This window comes from Streptomyces sp. NPDC045955 (assembly GCF_056430805.1).
The window spans coordinates 418,609-435,932 of the sequence record NZ_JBWKKY010000006.1; the positions used below are offsets into that span (position 1 = coordinate 418,609).

Here is a 17,324-nt window from a genome sequence, read left to right on the forward strand (position 1 = left end):
TCAGGCATGCCGAACCTGCCCGATGTCGTGCTGTGGTCGATACCCGCATTTGTGCTGCTCACCGTGGTCGAGATGGTGAGCTGCCGTCTCCACCCCGACGAGGACGCGGCGGGCTACGAGGCGAAGGACGCCGCGACGAGCGTCGGCATGGGACTCGGCAGTATCGTCTTCGACTTCGTCTGGAAGATCCCGATCGTCGCCCTCTACACGGCCCTCTACGAACTCACGCCCCTGCGCGTCCCCGTCCTGTGGTGGACCGTCCCGCTGATGCTGCTCGCGCAGGACTTCTTCTACTACTGGTCCCACCGCGGCCACCACGTCATCCGCATCCTGTGGGCCTGCCATGTCGTCCACCACTCCAGCCGGAAGTTCAACCTCACCACCGCGCTGCGCCAGCCCTGGACGTCCCTGACGGTGTGGCCGTTCTACGTCCCCCTCATCGCCGCCGGAGTCCACCCGGCCGCGCTGGCGTTCTGCTCCTCCGCGAACCTCGTCTACCAGTTCTGGATCCACACCGAGCGGATCGGCAAGATGCCCCGCTGGTTCGAGTTCGTCTTCAACACCCCGTCGCACCACCGGGTTCACCACGCCTCCCAGGGCGGTTACCTCGACCGCAACTTCGGCGGCATCCTCATCGTCTGGGACCGGCTGTTCGGGTCCTTCGTCGCCGAGACCGTGCGGCCCGTGTACGGACTGACCAAGAACATCGACACGTACAACCCGCTGAAGGTGGCGACCCACGAGTACGTGTCCATCGCGAGGGACCTGAAGGCGGCGCGCGACTGGCGTGAGCGCGCGGGGCGCGTGTTCCGGGGGCCGGGGTGGGGGCCCGCGCCGGCCGCGGCCCCGGTGTCCACCGCCGGTACGGCCGCTGAAAACGCGTCGGCGTGAGCCACTCCCGGCTCCTCCTCGGCGCCTTCGGTCTCGCCGTCGTCGTCGACCTCGTCTGTCTCGCGGCCGGCTTCGACGCCGGGCACGCCCTCGCCAAGCCGCTGCTGTTGCCGCTCCTGGCGCTCTGGGCCGTCCTGCGCCGGGCGCCCCGGCCGCTCGTGGCCGCCCTGCTGTCCGGCTGGGGCGGGGACGTGCTGCTGCTGTCCGACGCCGAGCCCGCCTTCCTCGCCGGCATGGGCTGCTTCGCGGCGGGGCACGTCTGCTACCTCGTCCTCTTCGCACGGCACGGCAGCCGGTACGCGGTCCCACGCGCGCGTGCGGCCCTCCTCGCCCTGGGCTACGCCACCGCCCTCGTCACGACGCTCGCGTTGCTGTGGCCGGACCTGCCCGCGGACCTGCGCCTGCCCGTCGCCGGGTACAGCCTCCTGCTCACGGCCATGGCGTACCGGGCCGCCCTCCGGCTCGGCCTCTTCACCGGACTCGGAGGTGCGCTCTTCCTGCTGTCCGACACGCTCATCGTGACCGGCGTCGCCGACTGGCCGCAGCCGCCCCGGCCGGACTTCTGGATCATGCTCACGTACGTCGCCGCCCAGGCCCTGCTGGCCGGCGGCACGCTCGGGGCACTCAACGCGCGCAGGGCACCGGCCGCGACGTACGGAGAGATGCGCGCCGCCTGAGGATCAGCGGCGGCGGGGGAGCGTCACCAGCGGATCGGGAGCGGAAGGGCCGTCAGCAGTCCGGACACGGCGACCACCAGGCCCAGCGCGACGACCTCCGCCCACGCCGGCGTACAGGCGGTCAGCGGGTCGGCCGCCCGGCGCAGCCGCCGCCGGGCCCACAGGGCGAGGGCGGCGACGGCGGCCACGAGGAGCACCTTGGCGAGCAGGGTCCGCCCGTACGCCGTCGTCGTCAGCTGCTCCAGGACCGTCTCCGGCCGCATCCGGCGCAGCGAACTCCACACGCCCGTCGCGGTGATGGCAGCGAGCAGAACGGCCGCCATGCGCGCGTAGAGACCCAGCAGGGCCGCGCCCGCCTGCATGCCGTACCGGCCGTGCCACAGCCGCAGGGTCCGCAGCGCGTGCAGCAGACCGCCCGCCCACAGTGCCGCACAGGTCAGGTGGACGAGCGTCAGCCCGGAGCCGGTCAGCGGGGTGTGCTCGGTCGCGGGGTGCGCGCGCAGGGCCTCGGCGACGACCACGGCGCCCAGCGGCCACAGCTGCGTGGCCGGCCGGCGCGAGACGGCACACAGCCCCGCCACGAGGAACGCGTTGACCTCCAGCAGGGCGAGCTTGCCGTCCCGGGACGCGTAGAGCCCGCCGACGTCGACGTCCGACGGGCTGTCAGGGACGAGATTGCCCGTGGCCACGACCGAGGCGAGCCCGAACGCGGCGACGAAACCGGCGGCGGCCGCGAACGGTGACCAGCTGCGCGGCACGACCGGGTGGCCGACGGCTTCCTCCGTGCCCGGCACGGAACGCGCCAGCCGGTTCACGAACAGCTCGCCGATCGGTACGCACAGCGCCGCGAACAGCACCGTGCGCAGCAGGGCGCTGCCGCCGGCGCCGGGGGCGGCGGCCTCCCCGGTGCCGTGCAGCGCGGAGGAGGGGCCGAACAGCGGTATCAGCGCGGCCAGTGCCACCAGCACCAGGACGGCGACGGGTCTTGTCAAAGTCACCCCGAGATCTTCACCAGCCTTCACATGGCTCGGCAAATCCCCGGGGACGAACTCAGGCGGCCTTCGACGCGGCCGACCACCACAACCGGACCTCCTTGCGCACGTCCGTCGGCCGCAGCTCCCATCCCTGCGCGAGCGCGACCTCGGCCACGTACCACCCGCCGACGCCCCGGTAGGCCCGCAGCGGTATCGCGCACTCGACCGGCGGCCGCGGCTTGTTCGGCTCGATCGGAGCCGAGGCCCGGGCGGTCCGCTTCGCGACCGCCTTGTCCACGCGCGCCTTGTAGTACTCGGCATCTCCCTCATGGCGCAGCTCCGGCCAGGACACACACCAGGAGGCCAGGCGAGCGACCCGGTTCAGCATCACGTCCATGGCGCGCAGGTAGCCGCGTTCGAGGGTGTTGCTGAACACCGTGATCACCTCGGCGAACATGCCGACGACGAGGAACGCAGCCGCCACCGCCGCCCACAGCACACACACCACCGGAAACCACACCACACTCCCGGCGAACCGCAGGGCCAACTGCCATCTCGGCCGGACCGGTTGAGCCGTCCAGGTCGCCGGGTCCTCGTACACGTCCATGACAAGGAATCCTGCCCCAGACAGGAAGCGGGCCGGGCGGGTGCCCCCGCCCGGCCCGGACTACCTCCACACGAGCTCTACTTGGTCACCGCGTCCAGCGCGTCCGCGATGCCCCAGCCGTAGAAGCCGTTGCGGTTCTTCGAGCCCTCGCACACCGCGTCGATCTTGCCGTCGGCGTCGATGTCGTACGGGTCCGTGCACGGCGTGGCGTCGGCCTCGGCGTACAGGAGGGCCTTCACCAGGGCCGGAGAGGCGTACGGGTGCGTCGACTTGATGAGGGCGGCGACGCCCGCGACGTGCGGGGACGCCATCGACGTACCGGCCATGTAACCCCACTTGCCGCCGGGCAGCGTGCCCAGGATGAGGCCGCTCGTGGCCGGCGCGTCCGGCTTCTGGTAGGCGGTCGAGTCGCCGCCCGGGGCGGCTATGTCGGCCACGCCCAGACCGTAGTTGGAGAAGGAGGACTTGATGCCCTTCGCGCCCGTCGCCGCGACCGTGACGACACCCGGCAGCTGGGTCGGGATGTCGAGGCACTTGGAGGGGTCGACGACCCGGTCGCCCGGGGTGGAGTCGTTCGGGGACGACGGGTCGGTGATCTCGTCGGAGGCCAGGTCGTAGTTCTCGTTGCCGGCCGCCGCGACGTTGACCGCGCCCTTCTTCTCCGCATACCGCGAAGCCCGGCCGACCGCGTCCAGCAGCGCCTTCTGGTCCGGGTCGTTCTTGCAGTTGAAGTACCAGGGGTCGGTGTAATAGCTGTTGTTCGTCACGTCGACCCCGTGCTCGGCCGCCCACACGAAGCCGCACACCACGGCCTCCGTGTAGAAGAAGCCGTCCGGGTTGGACACCTTGATGCCGGAGACCTTCACCCCGGGGGCGACACCGGTCATGCCGACGCCGTTCTTCGCGGCGGCGATCTCACCCGCCACGTGCGTCCCGTGCGGGCTCTCCGCGGCGCCCGGCCGCCAGGCCCCGTCGGACGTGTCCGGCTTGCCCGAGACACAGTTGACCGATGCCTTGCGGTCGAAGTTGGGCGCGATGTCGGGGTGGGTGTCGTCGACACCGGTGTCGATCACGGCGACCGTGACCTTCTTGCTGCCCAGCGACTTCTCGTGCGCCTTGTCCGCATTGATGGCGGGCAGGTCCCACTGCTGCGGCTCCAGCGGGTCCTGGCCGGCCGGGGCCTCGGCCCTGGCGACCTCGGCCGCGCTCAGCGCCTTCGGCGTGCCCAGGTCGGCCGTCACCGCCGTGGGCAGGGGCGCGGTACGGGTGGCACCGGCCGACTGCACCCCGCGCACCTTGCGGATGCTCTTGGCGAAGTCGGGGTTCGAGGAGTGGACGACGATGACGCCGATCTGGTCGTACGACGTCACGATCGTGCCCCCGGCCTTGCCGACGGCCTTCTTCACGTACGCCGAAGTGCCGTGGCCCGGCTTGACGTTGACGACGTAGCTGAGCGAGGTCGCGTCGGCCGAGACCGGCGCGGGCGCCTCGTCGGCGGCCGTGGCCGTGGTGCTCGGCAGGAACGCGAGGGCCGTGGCCACGGCCATCCCGGCCGGGATCGCGACGGCGCGGCGGTAGCGCGCGTGCGGCGCAGTCATGGTGTCTCCAGTTCGTTCGCGGTACGAGCGGGTTGTGCGGAAAGTCCGGGAAACGCGCGTCACTCGACGGCGCGCAGCGCGTTGACGATGCCGTACCCGTAGAAGCCGTTGACGCGCTCGCCGCCCTCGCACACCGCGTCCTGCGTGCCGTCACCGTCCTGGTCGTACGACTCGGGGCAGGCCGTCCGGTCGGCCTGTGCCTTGAGCAGGGCCTGGAGCTGGGCCGGGGACGCCCACGGGTGCTTGGACTTCAGCAGCGCGGCGACGCCGGAGGCGTGCGGGGAGGCCATCGAGGTGCCCTGGAGGAAGCCGTACGCGCCGTTGGGCAGGGTGGACAGGATGCGGCCGTCCTTCGAGGGCGTGTCGGGTATCTGGTAGCGCCGGTCGCCACCCGGCGCCGCGACGTCGACGACGCCCTTGCCGTACGTCGAGAAGTACGACTTGACGTTGTCGACGCCCGTCGAGCTGACCGTGACGACACCCGGCAGCTGGTTCGGCACGTCGAAGCACTCGTGCGGGTCGATGGTGCGCTCGACGGGGGTGGAGTCGTCCGGGCTGGAATCGTCGACGATCGCGTCCGCGTCCAGGTTGTGGTTGGAGTTGCCCGCCGCGGCGACGTTGAGCGTGCCCTTCTTCTGCGCGTACAGCTGCGCCCGGTTGACCGCGTCGACGATGGCCCGCTGGTCGGGGTCGTCCATGCAGTTGTAGAGCCACGGATCGACGTAGTAGCTGTTGTTCGTGATCTCGACGCCGTGGTCGGCGGCGAACACGAAGGCGCACACCACGCTCTCCGGGTAGAAGAGACCGTTCGCCCGGTCGGTCACGTTGATGCTGGAGACCTTCACACCAGGTGCGACGCCGGCCACGCCGATTCCGTTGCGCGCGGCGGCGATCTCACCCGCGACATGCGTGCCGTGGTAGTCCTCGGCGGTGTACGGCCGCCAGGCGCCCTCGCTGGTGTCGGGCTTGCCGCCCGCGCAGTTGGCGGACTGGGACGCGGAGAAGTTCGGGGCGATGTCGGGGTGGGTGTCGTCCACGCCGGTGTCGATCACGGCGACGGTCACCTTGCGGCTGCCCGGGTCGATCTTCGCGGCCTTGTCGGCGCCGATCGCGCGCAGGTCCCACTGGTCGGCCTCGAGGGGCTCGCTCTCGGGTGTCTTCGCCGAGGCCGCCTCGGTGCGCTTGGCCTGAGCGGCCGTCAGGTACTCGACCGCGCCCTCCTCCTTGGTCCCCGCGGCCGTCAGGGGCGTCGTACGCGTGGCACCCGCCGACTGGACCCCGCGGGCCTTGCGTACGGTCTTGGCGAAGTCGGCGTTCGAGGAGTGGACGACGATCACGCCGATCCGCTCGTACGTGGCCACGACCGAGCCGCCGGCCTCTCCGATCGCCTTCTTCACCGACGCGATCGTGTGCCGGTCCGTCTTGGTGTTGACGACGTACGCCAGGGTCGGCGCGTCCGCCGTCCGGGTGGCCGACTCCGCCTGCGGGGCCGCCGACGCGGCGGCGGGCAGGAAGCCGAGCGAGGCCGTCAGAGACAGCACGACGGGCACGGCGAGGGCGAGCCGGCGTCTGGAACGCAAGTGAGACATGGGGTCTCCACATCCTCCGGAAACGAAACCGGCCCGAGGCACAGGTGGTGCTCGGGCAGGTACATGACGAGGTGGTGCAGGGCGAAGCTATCCCGCGCTCTCGCTGGCCAGCAACGTTTTGTCGAAACGACTTCGGAAAGAACGCCGCGCGGTTGAACCGGTTCTCGCGTGCCGCCGTGACGTTGGACAAGGAGCGCGAGGACACTCGCCTCCGTCCCTGTTCACAACCGCTTCCGTCATCGCGAGGAGACTCTCCGTGGCCACCGACGCACCGCCCCCCTCGAAAGAGCAACACAAACTCCCCTCACCCGAGGAGTTCAGCGAGGTGCAGGAGAGCGCGGAGTTCGGTGAACTGCGCCGCTCCTACCGCTCCTTCGCCTTCCCGCTGACCGTCGCCTTCATCGCCTGGTACCTGCTGTACGTCCTGCTGTCGAACTACGCGGGCGGCTTCATGGGCACCAAGCTGTTCGGCAACATCAACGTCGCCCTCGTCTTCGGCGTCGCCCAGTTCGTCACCACGTTCCTCATCGCCTGGTGGTACTCGAAGCACGCCGCCGCGAAGCTCGACCCCAAGGCCGAGGCCATCAAGTCCCGGATGGAGGGCGGCGCATGAGCACCGCACAGCAGACCCTTCTCGCCGCGAACGAGGCCAGCGAGCACCGCCCGCTGATCATCACCCTGTTCGCGCTGTTCGTCCTGGCCACCCTCGGCATCACCATCTGGGCGGGCCGGCAGACCAAGGACGCCGCCGACTTCTACGCGGGCGGACGCCAGTTCAGCGCCTTCCAGAACGGCCTCGCCGTCTCCGGCGACTACATGTCGGCCGCGTCGTTCCTCGGCATCGCCGGCGCGATCGCCATCTTCGGCTACGACGGCTTCCTCTACTCCATCGGCTTCCTCGTCGCCTGGCTGGTCGCCCTGCTCCTGGTGGCCGAGCCGCTGCGCAACTCCGGCCGCTACACCATGGGCGACGTGCTCGCGTACCGCATGCGCCAGCGCCCGGTCCGCACCGCAGCCGGCACGTCCACCATCGTCGTGTCGATCTTCTACCTGCTGGCCCAGATGGCCGGCGCGGGCGTCCTCGTCTCGCTGCTGCTCGGCATCACCTCCGACGCCGGCAAGATCCTCATCGTCGCCCTCGTCGGCGTCCTGATGATCGTCTACGTCTCCATCGGCGGTATGAAGGGCACCACCTGGGTCCAGATGATCAAGGCCGTGCTGCTCATCGGCGGCACGATCCTCATTACGTTCCTGGTGCTGCTCAAGTTCAACTTCAACATCTCCGACCTGCTCGGCACGGCCGCCGAGAACAGCGGCAAAGGCGCCGCCTTCCTGGAGCCCGGCCTCCAGTACGGCGCGACCGGCACCTCCAAGCTGGACTTCATCTCCCTCGGCATCGCCCTGGTGCTCGGCACCGCCGGCCTGCCGCACATCCTGATCCGCTTCTACACGGTGCCCGACGCCAAGGCCGCCCGTAAGTCCGTGAACTGGGCCATCGGCATCATCGGCGGCTTCTACCTGATGACGATCGCGCTCGGCTTCGGCGCCGCCGCGCTCATCTCGCAGGAGGAGATCATCGCCTCCAACCCGTCTGGCAACACGGCGGCACCCCTGCTCGCCCTGCACCTGGGCGGCGTCGACTCGACCTGGGGCGCGATCCTGCTCGCCACGATCTCGGCGGTGGCCTTCGCGACGATCCTCGCCGTCGTCGCCGGCCTGACCCTCGCCTCGTCGTCGTCCTTCGCGCACGATATCTACGCCAACGTCATCCGCAAGGGGCAGGCCTCCGGCGCCGAGGAGGTGCGCGCGGCCCGCTGGGCGACCGTCTTCATCGGCGTGATCTCCATCGGGCTCGGCGCCCTGGCCCGCGACCTGAACGTGGCCGGCCTTGTCGCGCTCGCCTTCGCCGTCGCGGCCTCCGCCAACCTGCCGACGATCCTCTACAGCCTGTTCTGGAAGCGGTTCACCACCCAGGGCGCCCTGTGGTCGATCTACGGCGGTCTGATCGTCGCCGTCGGCCTGGTGCTGTTCTCGCCCGTGGTCTCCGGCGACCCCAAGGCGATGTTCCCCGACGTCGACTTCGCCTGGTTCCCGCTGAAGAACCCGGGCATCATCTCCATCCCGTTCGGCTTCCTCATGGGCTGGCTCGGCACGGTCCTGTCCAAGGAAGAACCGGACGTCAAGAAGTACGCCGAGCTGGAGGTCCGGTCCCTGACCGGCACCGGAGCCCACTGAGCACGAACCCCCTCGCGCGGCCGCGTCGTAGGAACCTCCAGGTCCCTGCGGTGCGGCCGCGTCCCGCGTCGTGGGATCGGGCCTGTGGTGATGTCAGTGGTGTCACGTAGGCTCTCAGGTGTGGAGAAGAAGTGCTCCGGGCACGATCCGCGTCGAGGGAGGGGGCCCACGTGCTCATCGACACCTACGGCCGAGTGGCCACCGACCTGAGGGTCTCGCTGACCGACCGGTGCAATCTGCGCTGTACGTACTGCATGCCCGAGGAGGGCTTGCAGTGGCTGGCCAAGCCGGACCTCCTCACGGACGACGAGATCGTCCGCCTGATCGACATCGCGGTCACCTCCCTCGGCATCGAGGAGGTCCGCTTCACCGGCGGTGAGCCCCTGCTGCGCCCCGGCCTGGTCGGCATCGTCGAGCGCGTCGCGGCCCTGGAGCCGCGCCCCCAGATGTCCCTCACGACCAACGGCATCGGCCTCAAGCGCACCGCGGCGGCCCTGAAGGCGGCGGGCCTGGACCGGGTCAACGTCTCCCTCGACACGCTCCGCCCGGACGTCTTCAAGACCCTCACCCGCCGCGACCGCCACAAGGACGTCATCGAGGGCCTGCACGCCGCGCGCGACGCCGGCCTGACCCCGGTCAAGGTCAACTCGGTCCTGATGCCCGGCCTCAACGACGACGAGGCCCCGGACCTGCTGGCCTGGGCCGTGGAGCACGACTACGAGCTGCGCTTCATCGAGCAGATGCCCCTGGACGCCCAGCACGGCTGGAAGCGCGACGGCATGATCACGGCAGGCGACATCCTGACCTCGCTGCGCACGCGCTTCGAGCTGACCCCCGAGGGCGACGAGGCACGCGGCTCGGCACCGGCGGAGCGCTGGCTGGTCGACGGCGGCCCGCATGTCGTCGGCGTGATCGCCTCCGTCACCCGCCCCTTCTGCGCGGCCTGCGACCGCACGCGCCTCACCGCCGACGGACAGATCCGCACGTGCCTGTTCGCCCAGGAGGAGACCGACCTGCGCGCCGCCCTCCGCTCGGACGCCCCGGACGAGGAGATCGCCCGCATCTGGCGCCTGGCGATGTGGGGCAAGAAGGCGGGAGCGGGCCTGGACGACCCGTCCTTCGTGCAGCCGGACCGCCCCATGTCAGCGATCGGTGGCTAAGGCTTCTGCGAGGACTCCCATTCCTTCAGCAGAACCACGTCCTTCAAGAATCCCCGCACCCCGAGGAACTGCGACAGATGCTCGCGATGCTCCTCGCACGCGAGCCACGTCTTGCGCCGCTCCGGCGTATGGATCTTCGGGTTGTTCCACGCCAGCACCCACACGGCAGCCGCACGGCAGCCCTTCGCGGAACAGATGGGCGTCTCGTCACTCACAGCTTCGTCTCACCACTGCACACAGAAAAGGCGACGCCGAGCAGCCACGGGGGGAGCTGCCCGGCGTCGGTCCGTCGCTCCGACGGGGGATGCGGAGCGCGTACGAAGTATGTCACGGGTAACCCCGCGCCCGGCACCGGAACCACATGATTGATCTGAGCTTTTCTTGAGCTTGGCGGGAAGATGACGTCGCTCGCGACCCGCCCCCGAGGGCCCCTACCGCTCCGGCGACTCGGCCCGCGCCCCCGGTACCGTCCCGGACACGGCGTCTTCCGCGACGGATTCCGCGGGGCCGTCCTGCGTGTCCGGCGGCGCGATCATCGGCCGCACCGGCGGTACCACGAACGTGGACGGCAGGGACGGCGCGTTCTCGCGCCCGGCGTTCGCGATCACCACGGCGATGTACGGCAGCACCAGCCCGAGCACCAACGCCACGACGGCGACGTGCCGTTCGACGTTCCACAGTGTGGCCGCGAGAATCACCGAGATCGTGCGGACCGTCATCGAGATCACGTACCGGCGCTGCCGCCCGCGGACGTCCTCCTGAAGTCCGGCCCGGGCGCCGGTGATCCGGAAAACCTGGGGGTGTCCGCCGCCATGCTGCTTCCGCATCGCATTCCACCATCCGCCCGTATAGGCCTCTCCCCGCCCCGTAGCCGCCCTCGGCCGGTCGGGGACCCTGCCCAGGGCAGCTACCACGTTACGCCGCGCCTGCGTCGGCTACGAGACCGGGGCCGGTCCGGCCCGGGCGAACGGCCTGCGCCGTGCTACGTACGGCCATCCCCGGCATGCGGCGCAGGGCACCTGGGCCGACACTGGGCGTAGTGCTCACGTCGAGCCGTACGAGGAGGCAGCGATGGGCTGGTTGTGGGCGATCATCGTGGGATTGGTACTCGGTCTGCTCGCCAAGGCGATCATTCCGGGCAAGCAGCACGTCCCCCTGTGGCTGACCGTCATCCTGGGCATGATCGGCGCCATCGCGGGCAACGCCATCGCCCGGGCGGCCGGCGTCGACGCCACAGCGGGCATCGACTGGTGGCGGCATGTCTTCCAGCTGGTGATGGCGGTCATCCTCGTCGGTCTCGGCGACCGGGCCTGGACGGCGGCCAGGGGAAGCAGACGAAGGGCCTAGCAGGGCACAACGGGGCACATGGCGAGGGGGCGGCCTCCGGCACCGGAGACCGCCCCCTCGCTCGCGTTCTCGCGCGCTCAGGCGCCGGTGACCTCCACCGCCGCCAGGTTCTTCTTGCCCCGGCGCAGCACCAGCCAGCGGCCGTGCAGCAGGTCCTCCTTGGCGGGGACCGCGTCCTCGCCGGCGACCTTGACGTTGTTCACGTAGGCACCGCCCTCCTTGACCGTGCGGCGCGCGGCCGACTTGCTGGCCACCAGGCCGACCTCGGCGAACAGATCGACGACCGGGCCGAGCTCGGCGACCTGGATGTGCGGCACCTCCGACAGGGCCGCGGCCAGCGTCCGCTCGTCGAGCTCCGCCAGCTCGCCCTGCCCGAAGAGGGCCTTGGACGCGGCGATCACGGCGGCCGTCTGGCCGGCGCCGTGCACCAGCGTCGTCAGCTCCTCGGCCAGCGCACGCTGCGCGGCACGGGCCTGCGGACGCTCCTCGGTCTGCTTCTCCAGCTCCTCCAGCTCCTCGCGGGAGCGGAAGGACAGGATGCGCATGTACGTGGAGATGTCCCGGTCGTCCACGTTCAGCCAGAACTGGTAGAACGCGTACGGCGTCGTCATCTCCGGGTCGAGCCAGACGGCGCCGCCCTCGGTCTTGCCGAACTTGGTGCCGTCCGCCTTGGTCATCAGCGGTGTCGCCATGGCGTGCACCGTGGCGTCCGGCTCCAGCCGGTGGATCAGGTCCAGGCCCGCCGTGAGGTTGCCCCACTGGTCGCTGCCACCCTGCTGAAGGGTGCAGCCGTACCTCCGGTACAGCTGGAGGAAGTCCATGCCCTGGAGGAGCTGGTAGCTGAACTCCGTGTAGCTGATGCCCTCGGAGGACTCCAGGCGCCGGGCGACGGAGTCCTTGGTCAGCATCTTGTTGACGCGGAAGTGCTTGCCGATGTCCCGGAGGAACTCGATCGCGGACAGGCTCTCGGTCCAGTCGAGGTTGTTGACCATCACGGCGGCGTTCTCACCCTCGAAGGAGAGGAACGGCTCGATCTGGCCACGCAGCTTGTCGACCCAGCCGCGGACCGTCTCCGGGTCGTTCAGCGTGCGCTCCGCGGTCGGACGCGGGTCGCCGATCAGGCCCGTGGCACCGCCGACCAGCGCCAGCGGCCGGTGACCGGCCTGCTGGAGCCGGCGCACGGTCAGCACCTGCACCAGGTGCCCCACGTGCAGCGACGGGGCCGTCGGGTCGAAGCCGCAATAGAACGTGACGGGACCGTCCGCGAGCGCCTTGCGCAAAGCGTCCTCGTCAGTGGACAGGGCGAACAGCCCGCGCCACTTCAGCTCGTCGACGATGTCCGTCACGGTTCTCGTGTCTCCTTGATGATCTTCGGGCAGTCGGGTGACAGCCGACTACGAGGTTATACGCCCTGACTGACAGAGCTCATATTGAAATCGGGAACGCGCAGCGCGGGCATCGCGGCCCTGGTGAACCAGTCGCTCCACTCCCTGGGCAGCGTCTTCTCGGTCCGCCCGGCCTCCGTGGCCCGGCCGAGGACACCGACCGGCGACTCGTTGAAGCGGAAGTTGTTCACCTCGCCGGTCACCTCGCCGTTCTCGACCAGGTAGACGCCGTCCCGGGTCAGACCGGTGAGCAGCAGCGTCGCCGGGTCGACCTCCCGGATGTACCACAGGCACGTCAGCAGCAGCCCGCGCTCGGTGTTCGCGACCATCTCCTCCAGGGAGCGGTCCTCGCCCCCGTCCAGGACGATGTTGTCGATGCTCGGCGCCACAGGCAGCCCGGTCAGCCCGGCGCTGTGGCGGCTGGTCGTCAGATGCCGCAGCTCGCCCCGGCTCATCCACTCGGTGGCCCCGAGCGGCAGCCCGTTGTCGAACACCGACTGGTCGCCACCGGAGGAGTGCGCGATCACGAAGGGCGCCGACTCCAGACCGGGCTCGTTCGGGTCGCTGCGCAGCGTCAGCGGCAGGTCGGTCAGCTTCTCGCCGACCCGCGTACCGCCGCCCGGCTTGGAGAACACCGTGCGGCCCTCCACCGCGTCCCGGCCCGACGCCGACCACATCTGGTAGATCAGCAGGTCCGCGACGGCCGTCGGAGGCAGCAGCGTCTCGTACCGGCCCGCGGGCAGCTCCACACGCCGCTCGGCCCACCCGAGGCGCACGGCCAGCTCCGCGTCCAGCGCCGCCGGGTCGACGTCCTTGAAGTCCCGCGTGGAGCGACCGGCCCAGGCGGACCGGGTCCGGTCCGGCGACTTGGCGTTCACCTCCAGCGTCCCGTTCGGCTGGTCGTGCCGCAGCCGCAGCCCCGTGGACGTCCCCACATACGTCGACACCAGTTCGTGGTTGGCGAAGCCGTACAGCTCCCGGCCGCCCGCACGCGCGCGTGCGAAGGCCTCGCCGAGAGCCGGAGCGAAGTCGGCGAACACGGCGGAGGAGGTCTCGGCCGGCGCCTCCGTGAACTCCGGCGCCTGTGCCACACCCGTGACCAGCGGCTGCGCGTCCTCGGCGGGCCCGGCGCCGCGCGCGGCGGCCTCGGCGGACCGCACCAGGGGCTCCAGCTCGTCGGCCGTCACGGCGGACCGTGACACGACCCCCGAGGCCGTACCCTCCTTGCCGTCGACCGTGGCGATGACGGTGAGCGTGCGTCCGCGCGTGACCCCGTTCGTGGTCAGCGCGTTGCCCGCCCAGCGCAGGTTGGCGGTGGACCGCTCGTCGGCGATGACGACACAGCCGTCCGCCCGGGACAGTTCGAGGGCCCGCTCGACGATCTCGTGCGGCTTGCTGATACGCCCGCTCATCGACCGGCCTCCTGGGTCGTGTTGAGGATGTTGACGCCCTTGAAGAGGGCCGAAGGGCAGCCGTGCGACACGGCCGCGACCTGGCCCGGCTGGGCCTTTCCGCAGTTGAAGGCGCCGCCCAGGACGTAGGTCTGCGGCCCGCCGACGGCGGCCATCGAGCCCCAGAAGTCGGTCGTCGTCGCCTGGTAGGCCACGTCCCGCAGCTGCCCGGCGAGCCGCCCGTTCTCGATCCGGTAGAAGCGCTGCCCGGTGAACTGGAAGTTGTACCTCTGCATGTCGATCGACCAGGACCGGTCGCCGACGACGTAGATGCCCCGCTCCACGCCCCCGATCAGGTCCTCGGTGGACATCCCGGCCGGGTCCGGCCGCAGTGAGACGTTGGCCATGCGCTGCACCGGCACGTGCCCGGGGGAGTCGGCGTAGGCGCAGCCGTTGGACCGCTCGAAGCCGGTCAGTCTCGCGATCCGCCGGTCCAGCTGGTAGCCGACCAGCGTGCCGTCCTTCACCAGGTCCCAGGACTGCGCCTGGACGCCCTCGTCGTCGTATCCGATGGTGGCGAGCCCGTGCTCGGCGGTGCGGTCGCCGGTGACGTTCATCAGCTCCGAGCCGTAGCGCAGCTTGTTCAGCTGGTCGAAGGTGGCGAAGGAGGTGCCCGCGTACGCGGCCTCGTAGCCGAGGGCCCGGTCCAGCTCGGTGGCGTGCCCGATGGATTCGTGGATGGTCAGCCACAGGTTGGACGGGTCGACGACCAGGTCGTACAGGCCCGCCTCGACGCTCGGTGCCCGCATCTTCTCGGCGAGCAGTTCCGGGATCTGCTCCAGCTCGCTCTCCCAGTCCCAGCCGGTGCCGCGCAGATACTCCCAGCCGCGTCCCACGGGCGGGGCGAGGGTGCGCATCGAGTCGAACTCGCCGCTCGACTCGTCCACCGACACGGCGTTGAACACCGGGTGCAGCCGCACCCGCTGCTGTGTGGTCACGGTCCCGGCGGTGTCGGCGTAGAACTTGTTCTCGTGGACGGTGAGCAGCGAGGCGTCGACATGGTCCACCCCCCGCGCCGCCAGCAACCGCGCGCTCCAGTCCGCGATCAGCCCGGCCTTCTCCTCGTCGGGCACGGTGAACGGATCGATCTCGTACGACGAGATCCATGTCTTGTCGGCGTGCACGGGCTCGTCGGCCAGCTCCACGCGCTCGTCGGACCCCGCCGCCTTGATCACTTGCGCCGAGAGCTTCGCCATGGCCACCGCCTGGGAGGCCACCTTGGCGGCGGCGTCCAGAGTGAGGTCCACCCCCGAGGCGAAACCCCACGTGCCGCCGTGCACGACGCGCACCGCGTACCCGAGGTCGGTGGTGTCCGAGGACCCGGCGGGCTTGGCGTCCCGGAACCGCCAGGAGGCGTCCCGCACCCGCTCGAACCGGAAGTCCGCGTGCTCGGCGCCCAGTGCACGCGCGCGTGCGAGGGCCGCGTCGGCGAGGGCGCGTAGGGGGAGGGCCGTGAAGGCCTCGTCGATGGTATGAGGCACCGCCGTCTCTTTCTGTCGAGGTGAGCGTGGTCGCCGTACTTGGTGACTGTTCCGATCATGTCGTCTCGGCCCGCGCGCGGGCCATGAGTTTCCCGACCCGGGTGCACGGGTTTCTGTAGGGACCCGACAGTGAGTCCCCTACGCCACTGTCGGTGCCCGATTGTCCGCGGGCGTGCCCGGACCGATAGGTTTTCGGAGAAGCCGCCTGTCATCGCCGCCTGTCGTCCAGGCGCCCGGGCGGGGTATCAGACCGCTACCGAAAGGGTGATCCGTTGAGCCGCTCGGTTCTCGTCACCGGAGGCAACCGGGGCATCGGCCTCGCCATCGCCCGTGCTTTCGCCGATGCCGGCGACAAGGTCGCCATCACGTACCGCTCGGGTGAGCCCCCGGCGGGCTTCCTCGCCGTCAAGTGCGACATCACCGACGCCGAGCAGGTGGAGCAGGCCTACAAGGAGATCGAGGAGGCCCACGGCCCGGTCGAGGTCCTCGTCGCCAACGCCGGTGTCACCAAGGACCAGCTCCTGATGCGCATGTCCGAGGACGACTTCACGTCCGTCCTCGACACCAACCTCACCGGAACCTTCCGTGTGGTCAAGCGCGCCAACCGCGGCATGCTGCGCGCCAAGAAGGGCCGCGTCGTCCTGATCTCCTCGGTCGTCGGGCTGCTCGGCTCCGCGGGGCAGGCCAACTACGCCGCCTCCAAGGCCGGCCTCGTCGGCTTCGCGCGCTCCCTCGCCCGTGAGCTGGGCTCGCGCAACATCACCTTCAACGTCGTCGCGCCCGGCTTCGTCGAGACCGACATGACCGCGGTGCTCTCCGACGAGCAGCGCGCCGGCATCGTGAAGCAGGTCCCGCTCGGCCGGTACGCGCAGCCGGAGGAGATCGCCGCGACGGTGCGGTTCCTCGCCTCGGACGACGCCTCGTACATCACTGGAGCCGTCATTCCCGTTGACGGCGGACTGGGAATGGGTCACTGATCACCATGAGCGGAATTCTCGAGGGCAAGCGCGTCCTGATCACCGGTGTGCTGATGGAGTCCTCCATCGCCTTCCACGCCGCCAAGCTGGCCCAGGAGCAGGGCGCCGAGATCATCCTGACCGCGTTCCCGCGGCCCACGCTGACCGAGCGGATCGCCCGGAAGCTGCCCAAGCCCACCAAGGTCATCGAGCTCGACGTGACCAACGACGAGCACCTCGGCCGCCTGGCCGACATCGTCGGCGAGGAGCTCGGCGGCCTCGACGGCGTCGTCCACTCCATCGGCTTCGCCCCGCAGGACGCCCTCGGCGGCAACTTCCTCAACACGCCGTTCGAGTCGGTCGCCACGGCCATGCACGTCTCGGCGTACTCCCTGAAGTCGCTCACCATGGCCTGCCTGCCGCTGATGCAGAACGGCGGCTCCGTCGTGGGTCTGACCTTCGACGCGCAGTACGCCTGGCCGCAGTACGACTGGATGGGCCCGGCCAAGGCCGCCCTGGAGGCCACCAGCCGCTACATGGCTCGTGACCTGGGCAAGCAGAACATCCGCTGCAACCTGATCTCGGCGGGCCCGATCGGTTCCATGGCCGCGAAGTCCATCCCGGGCTTCGGCGAGCTGGCCTCGGTGTGGGACTCCCGCTCCCCGCTGGAGTGGGACCTGAAGGACCCGGAGCCGGCCGGCCGCGGCATCGTCGCGCTGCTGAGCGACTGGTTCCCGAAGACCACCGGCGAGATCATCCACGTGGACGGCGGTCTGCACGCCATCGGAGCCTGACCTCCGTAGGAGTCTGATCTCCCGTAGGAGTCTGATCTCTCGTACACCGAAGGCGCCCCGATTCCCCGCAGTGCGCGGGGAGCGGGGCGTCACCCGTTCGGCTCATCCGGCCGGGCGGGGGAGGCACACAACCGGGCACCCTGGAGTACGCGTTCACCACGCGATCCCCTCCCCAGCAC

At 70.2% G+C, this 17,324-nt stretch carries 17 protein-coding genes; 8 read left to right on the forward strand and 9 right to left on the reverse strand.

The genetic code is table 11. The annotated features are described in order from the left end of the window. Positions 1-6 precede the first annotated feature (6 nt). Positions 7-891, forward strand: a complete 885-nt coding sequence (locus AC07F0_RS15695; protein WP_478979032.1) for a sterol desaturase family protein — start codon at positions 7-9, stop codon at positions 889-891. Next, on the forward strand, positions 888-1,568 hold the full coding sequence (locus AC07F0_RS15700) for a lysoplasmalogenase (RefSeq protein WP_478979035.1): 681 nt from the start codon (positions 888-890) through the stop codon (positions 1,566-1,568). The genes AC07F0_RS15695 and AC07F0_RS15700 overlap by 4 nt, the downstream gene beginning before the upstream one ends. 23 nt (positions 1,569-1,591) lie before the next feature. Here AC07F0_RS15700 and AC07F0_RS15705 read toward each other — a convergent pair whose 3' ends face one another. From AC07F0_RS15705 to AC07F0_RS15720, 4 genes are all read right to left on the reverse strand, one after another. Further along, positions 1,592-2,566, reverse strand: coding sequence for a CopD family protein (locus AC07F0_RS15705; RefSeq protein ID WP_478979038.1), 975 nt, complete (start codon positions 2,564-2,566; stop codon positions 1,592-1,594). A gap of 52 nt (positions 2,567-2,618) precedes the next feature. Next, a complete protein-coding gene (locus AC07F0_RS15710) occupies positions 2,619-3,149 on the reverse strand; it encodes a hypothetical protein (protein ID WP_478979041.1) in 531 nt (176 codons plus the stop codon). Positions 3,150-3,226: 77 nt separating this feature from the next. Next, positions 3,227-4,747, reverse strand: a complete 1,521-nt coding sequence (locus tag AC07F0_RS15715; protein WP_478979044.1) for a S8 family peptidase — start codon at positions 4,745-4,747, stop codon at positions 3,227-3,229. Positions 4,748-4,806: 59 nt separating this feature from the next. After that, positions 4,807-6,336 carry a S8 family peptidase gene (locus AC07F0_RS15720; protein ID WP_478979047.1) on the reverse strand — a complete coding sequence of 510 codons (1,530 nt, stop codon included), beginning with the start codon at positions 6,334-6,336 and terminating at the stop codon, positions 4,807-4,809. A gap of 256 nt (positions 6,337-6,592) precedes the next feature. Between AC07F0_RS15720 and AC07F0_RS15725 the strand changes: the two genes are divergently transcribed. From AC07F0_RS15725 to moaA, 3 genes are all read left to right on the forward strand, one after another. Beyond that, a complete protein-coding gene (locus AC07F0_RS15725) occupies positions 6,593-6,949 on the forward strand; it encodes a DUF485 domain-containing protein (protein WP_436726725.1) in 357 nt (118 codons plus the stop codon). Then, complete coding sequence (locus AC07F0_RS15730; RefSeq protein ID WP_436726724.1) at positions 6,946-8,571, forward strand: solute symporter family protein; 1,626 nt, start codon at positions 6,946-6,948, stop codon at positions 8,569-8,571. The genes AC07F0_RS15725 and AC07F0_RS15730 overlap by 4 nt, the downstream gene beginning before the upstream one ends. A gap of 170 nt (positions 8,572-8,741) precedes the next feature. Beyond that, on the forward strand, positions 8,742-9,731 hold the full coding sequence (gene moaA / locus AC07F0_RS15735; RefSeq protein ID WP_436726723.1) for a GTP 3',8-cyclase MoaA: 990 nt from the start codon (positions 8,742-8,744) through the stop codon (positions 9,729-9,731). On the opposite strand, the gene AC07F0_RS15740 is transcribed toward moaA, so the two are convergent. Next, positions 9,728-9,946, reverse strand: a complete 219-nt coding sequence (locus AC07F0_RS15740) for a hypothetical protein (protein ID WP_478979050.1) — start codon at positions 9,944-9,946, stop codon at positions 9,728-9,730. The two genes, moaA and AC07F0_RS15740, sit on opposite strands and share 4 nt — an antisense overlap. Before the next feature lie 216 nt (positions 9,947-10,162). After that, positions 10,163-10,558, reverse strand: coding sequence for a DUF3099 domain-containing protein (locus AC07F0_RS15745; RefSeq protein ID WP_478979052.1), 396 nt, complete (start codon positions 10,556-10,558; stop codon positions 10,163-10,165). A 244-nt stretch (positions 10,559-10,802) separates the two neighbouring features. Between AC07F0_RS15745 and AC07F0_RS15750 the strand changes: the two genes are divergently transcribed. Continuing rightward, positions 10,803-11,078: a GlsB/YeaQ/YmgE family stress response membrane protein gene (locus AC07F0_RS15750; protein ID WP_150480061.1), complete on the forward strand. Its 276-nt coding sequence runs from the start codon at positions 10,803-10,805 to the stop codon at positions 11,076-11,078. Positions 11,079-11,155: 77 nt separating this feature from the next. Here the strand turns inward: AC07F0_RS15750 and tyrS are convergent, their stop codons facing one another. From tyrS to AC07F0_RS15765, 3 genes are read right to left on the reverse strand one after another with little or no spacing between them, the layout of a single operon-like run. Continuing rightward, positions 11,156-12,424, reverse strand: coding sequence for a tyrosine--tRNA ligase (gene tyrS / locus AC07F0_RS15755; protein ID WP_478979055.1), 1,269 nt, complete (start codon positions 12,422-12,424; stop codon positions 11,156-11,158). Between the two features lie 56 nt (positions 12,425-12,480). After that, complete coding sequence (locus tag AC07F0_RS15760; RefSeq protein WP_478979058.1) at positions 12,481-13,875, reverse strand: metallopeptidase TldD-related protein; 1,395 nt, start codon at positions 13,873-13,875, stop codon at positions 12,481-12,483. Further along, positions 13,872-15,395, reverse strand: coding sequence for a TldD/PmbA family protein (locus tag AC07F0_RS15765; protein ID WP_478979060.1), 1,524 nt, complete (start codon positions 15,393-15,395; stop codon positions 13,872-13,874). Before AC07F0_RS15765 ends, AC07F0_RS15760 begins: the two co-directional genes overlap by 4 nt. 272 nt (positions 15,396-15,667) lie before the next feature. Between AC07F0_RS15765 and fabG the strand changes: the two genes are divergently transcribed. After that, a complete protein-coding gene (gene fabG, locus AC07F0_RS15770; RefSeq protein ID WP_392046017.1) occupies positions 15,668-16,372 on the forward strand; it encodes a 3-oxoacyl-[acyl-carrier-protein] reductase in 705 nt (234 codons plus the stop codon). Positions 16,373-16,377: 5 nt separating this feature from the next. After that, a complete protein-coding gene (gene fabI, locus AC07F0_RS15775; protein ID WP_010037733.1) occupies positions 16,378-17,145 on the forward strand; it encodes an enoyl-ACP reductase FabI in 768 nt (255 codons plus the stop codon). The last annotated feature ends 179 nt before the right edge of the window (positions 17,146-17,324 follow it).

Coding starts and splice junctions, on each gene's coding strand:
- AC07F0_RS15695 (WP_478979032.1), top strand. CDS start 7: ATGCCGAACCTGCCCGATGTCGTGCTGTGGTCGATACCCGCATTTGTG.
- AC07F0_RS15710 (WP_478979041.1), bottom strand. CDS start 3,149: ATGGACGTGTACGAGGACCCGGCGACCTGGACGGCTCAACCGGTCCGG.
- AC07F0_RS15715 (WP_478979044.1), bottom strand. CDS start 4,747: ATGACTGCGCCGCACGCGCGCTACCGCCGCGCCGTCGCGATCCCGGCC.
- AC07F0_RS15720 (WP_478979047.1), bottom strand. CDS start 6,336: ATGTCTCACTTGCGTTCCAGACGCCGGCTCGCCCTCGCCGTGCCCGTC.
- AC07F0_RS15730 (WP_436726724.1), top strand. CDS start 6,946: ATGAGCACCGCACAGCAGACCCTTCTCGCCGCGAACGAGGCCAGCGAG.
- AC07F0_RS15745 (WP_478979052.1), bottom strand. CDS start 10,558: ATGCGGAAGCAGCATGGCGGCGGACACCCCCAGGTTTTCCGGATCACC.
- AC07F0_RS15750 (WP_150480061.1), top strand. CDS start 10,803: ATGGGCTGGTTGTGGGCGATCATCGTGGGATTGGTACTCGGTCTGCTC.
- AC07F0_RS15760 (WP_478979058.1), bottom strand. CDS start 13,875: ATGAGCGGGCGTATCAGCAAGCCGCACGAGATCGTCGAGCGGGCCCTC.
- fabI (WP_010037733.1), top strand. CDS start 16,378: ATGAGCGGAATTCTCGAGGGCAAGCGCGTCCTGATCACCGGTGTGCTG.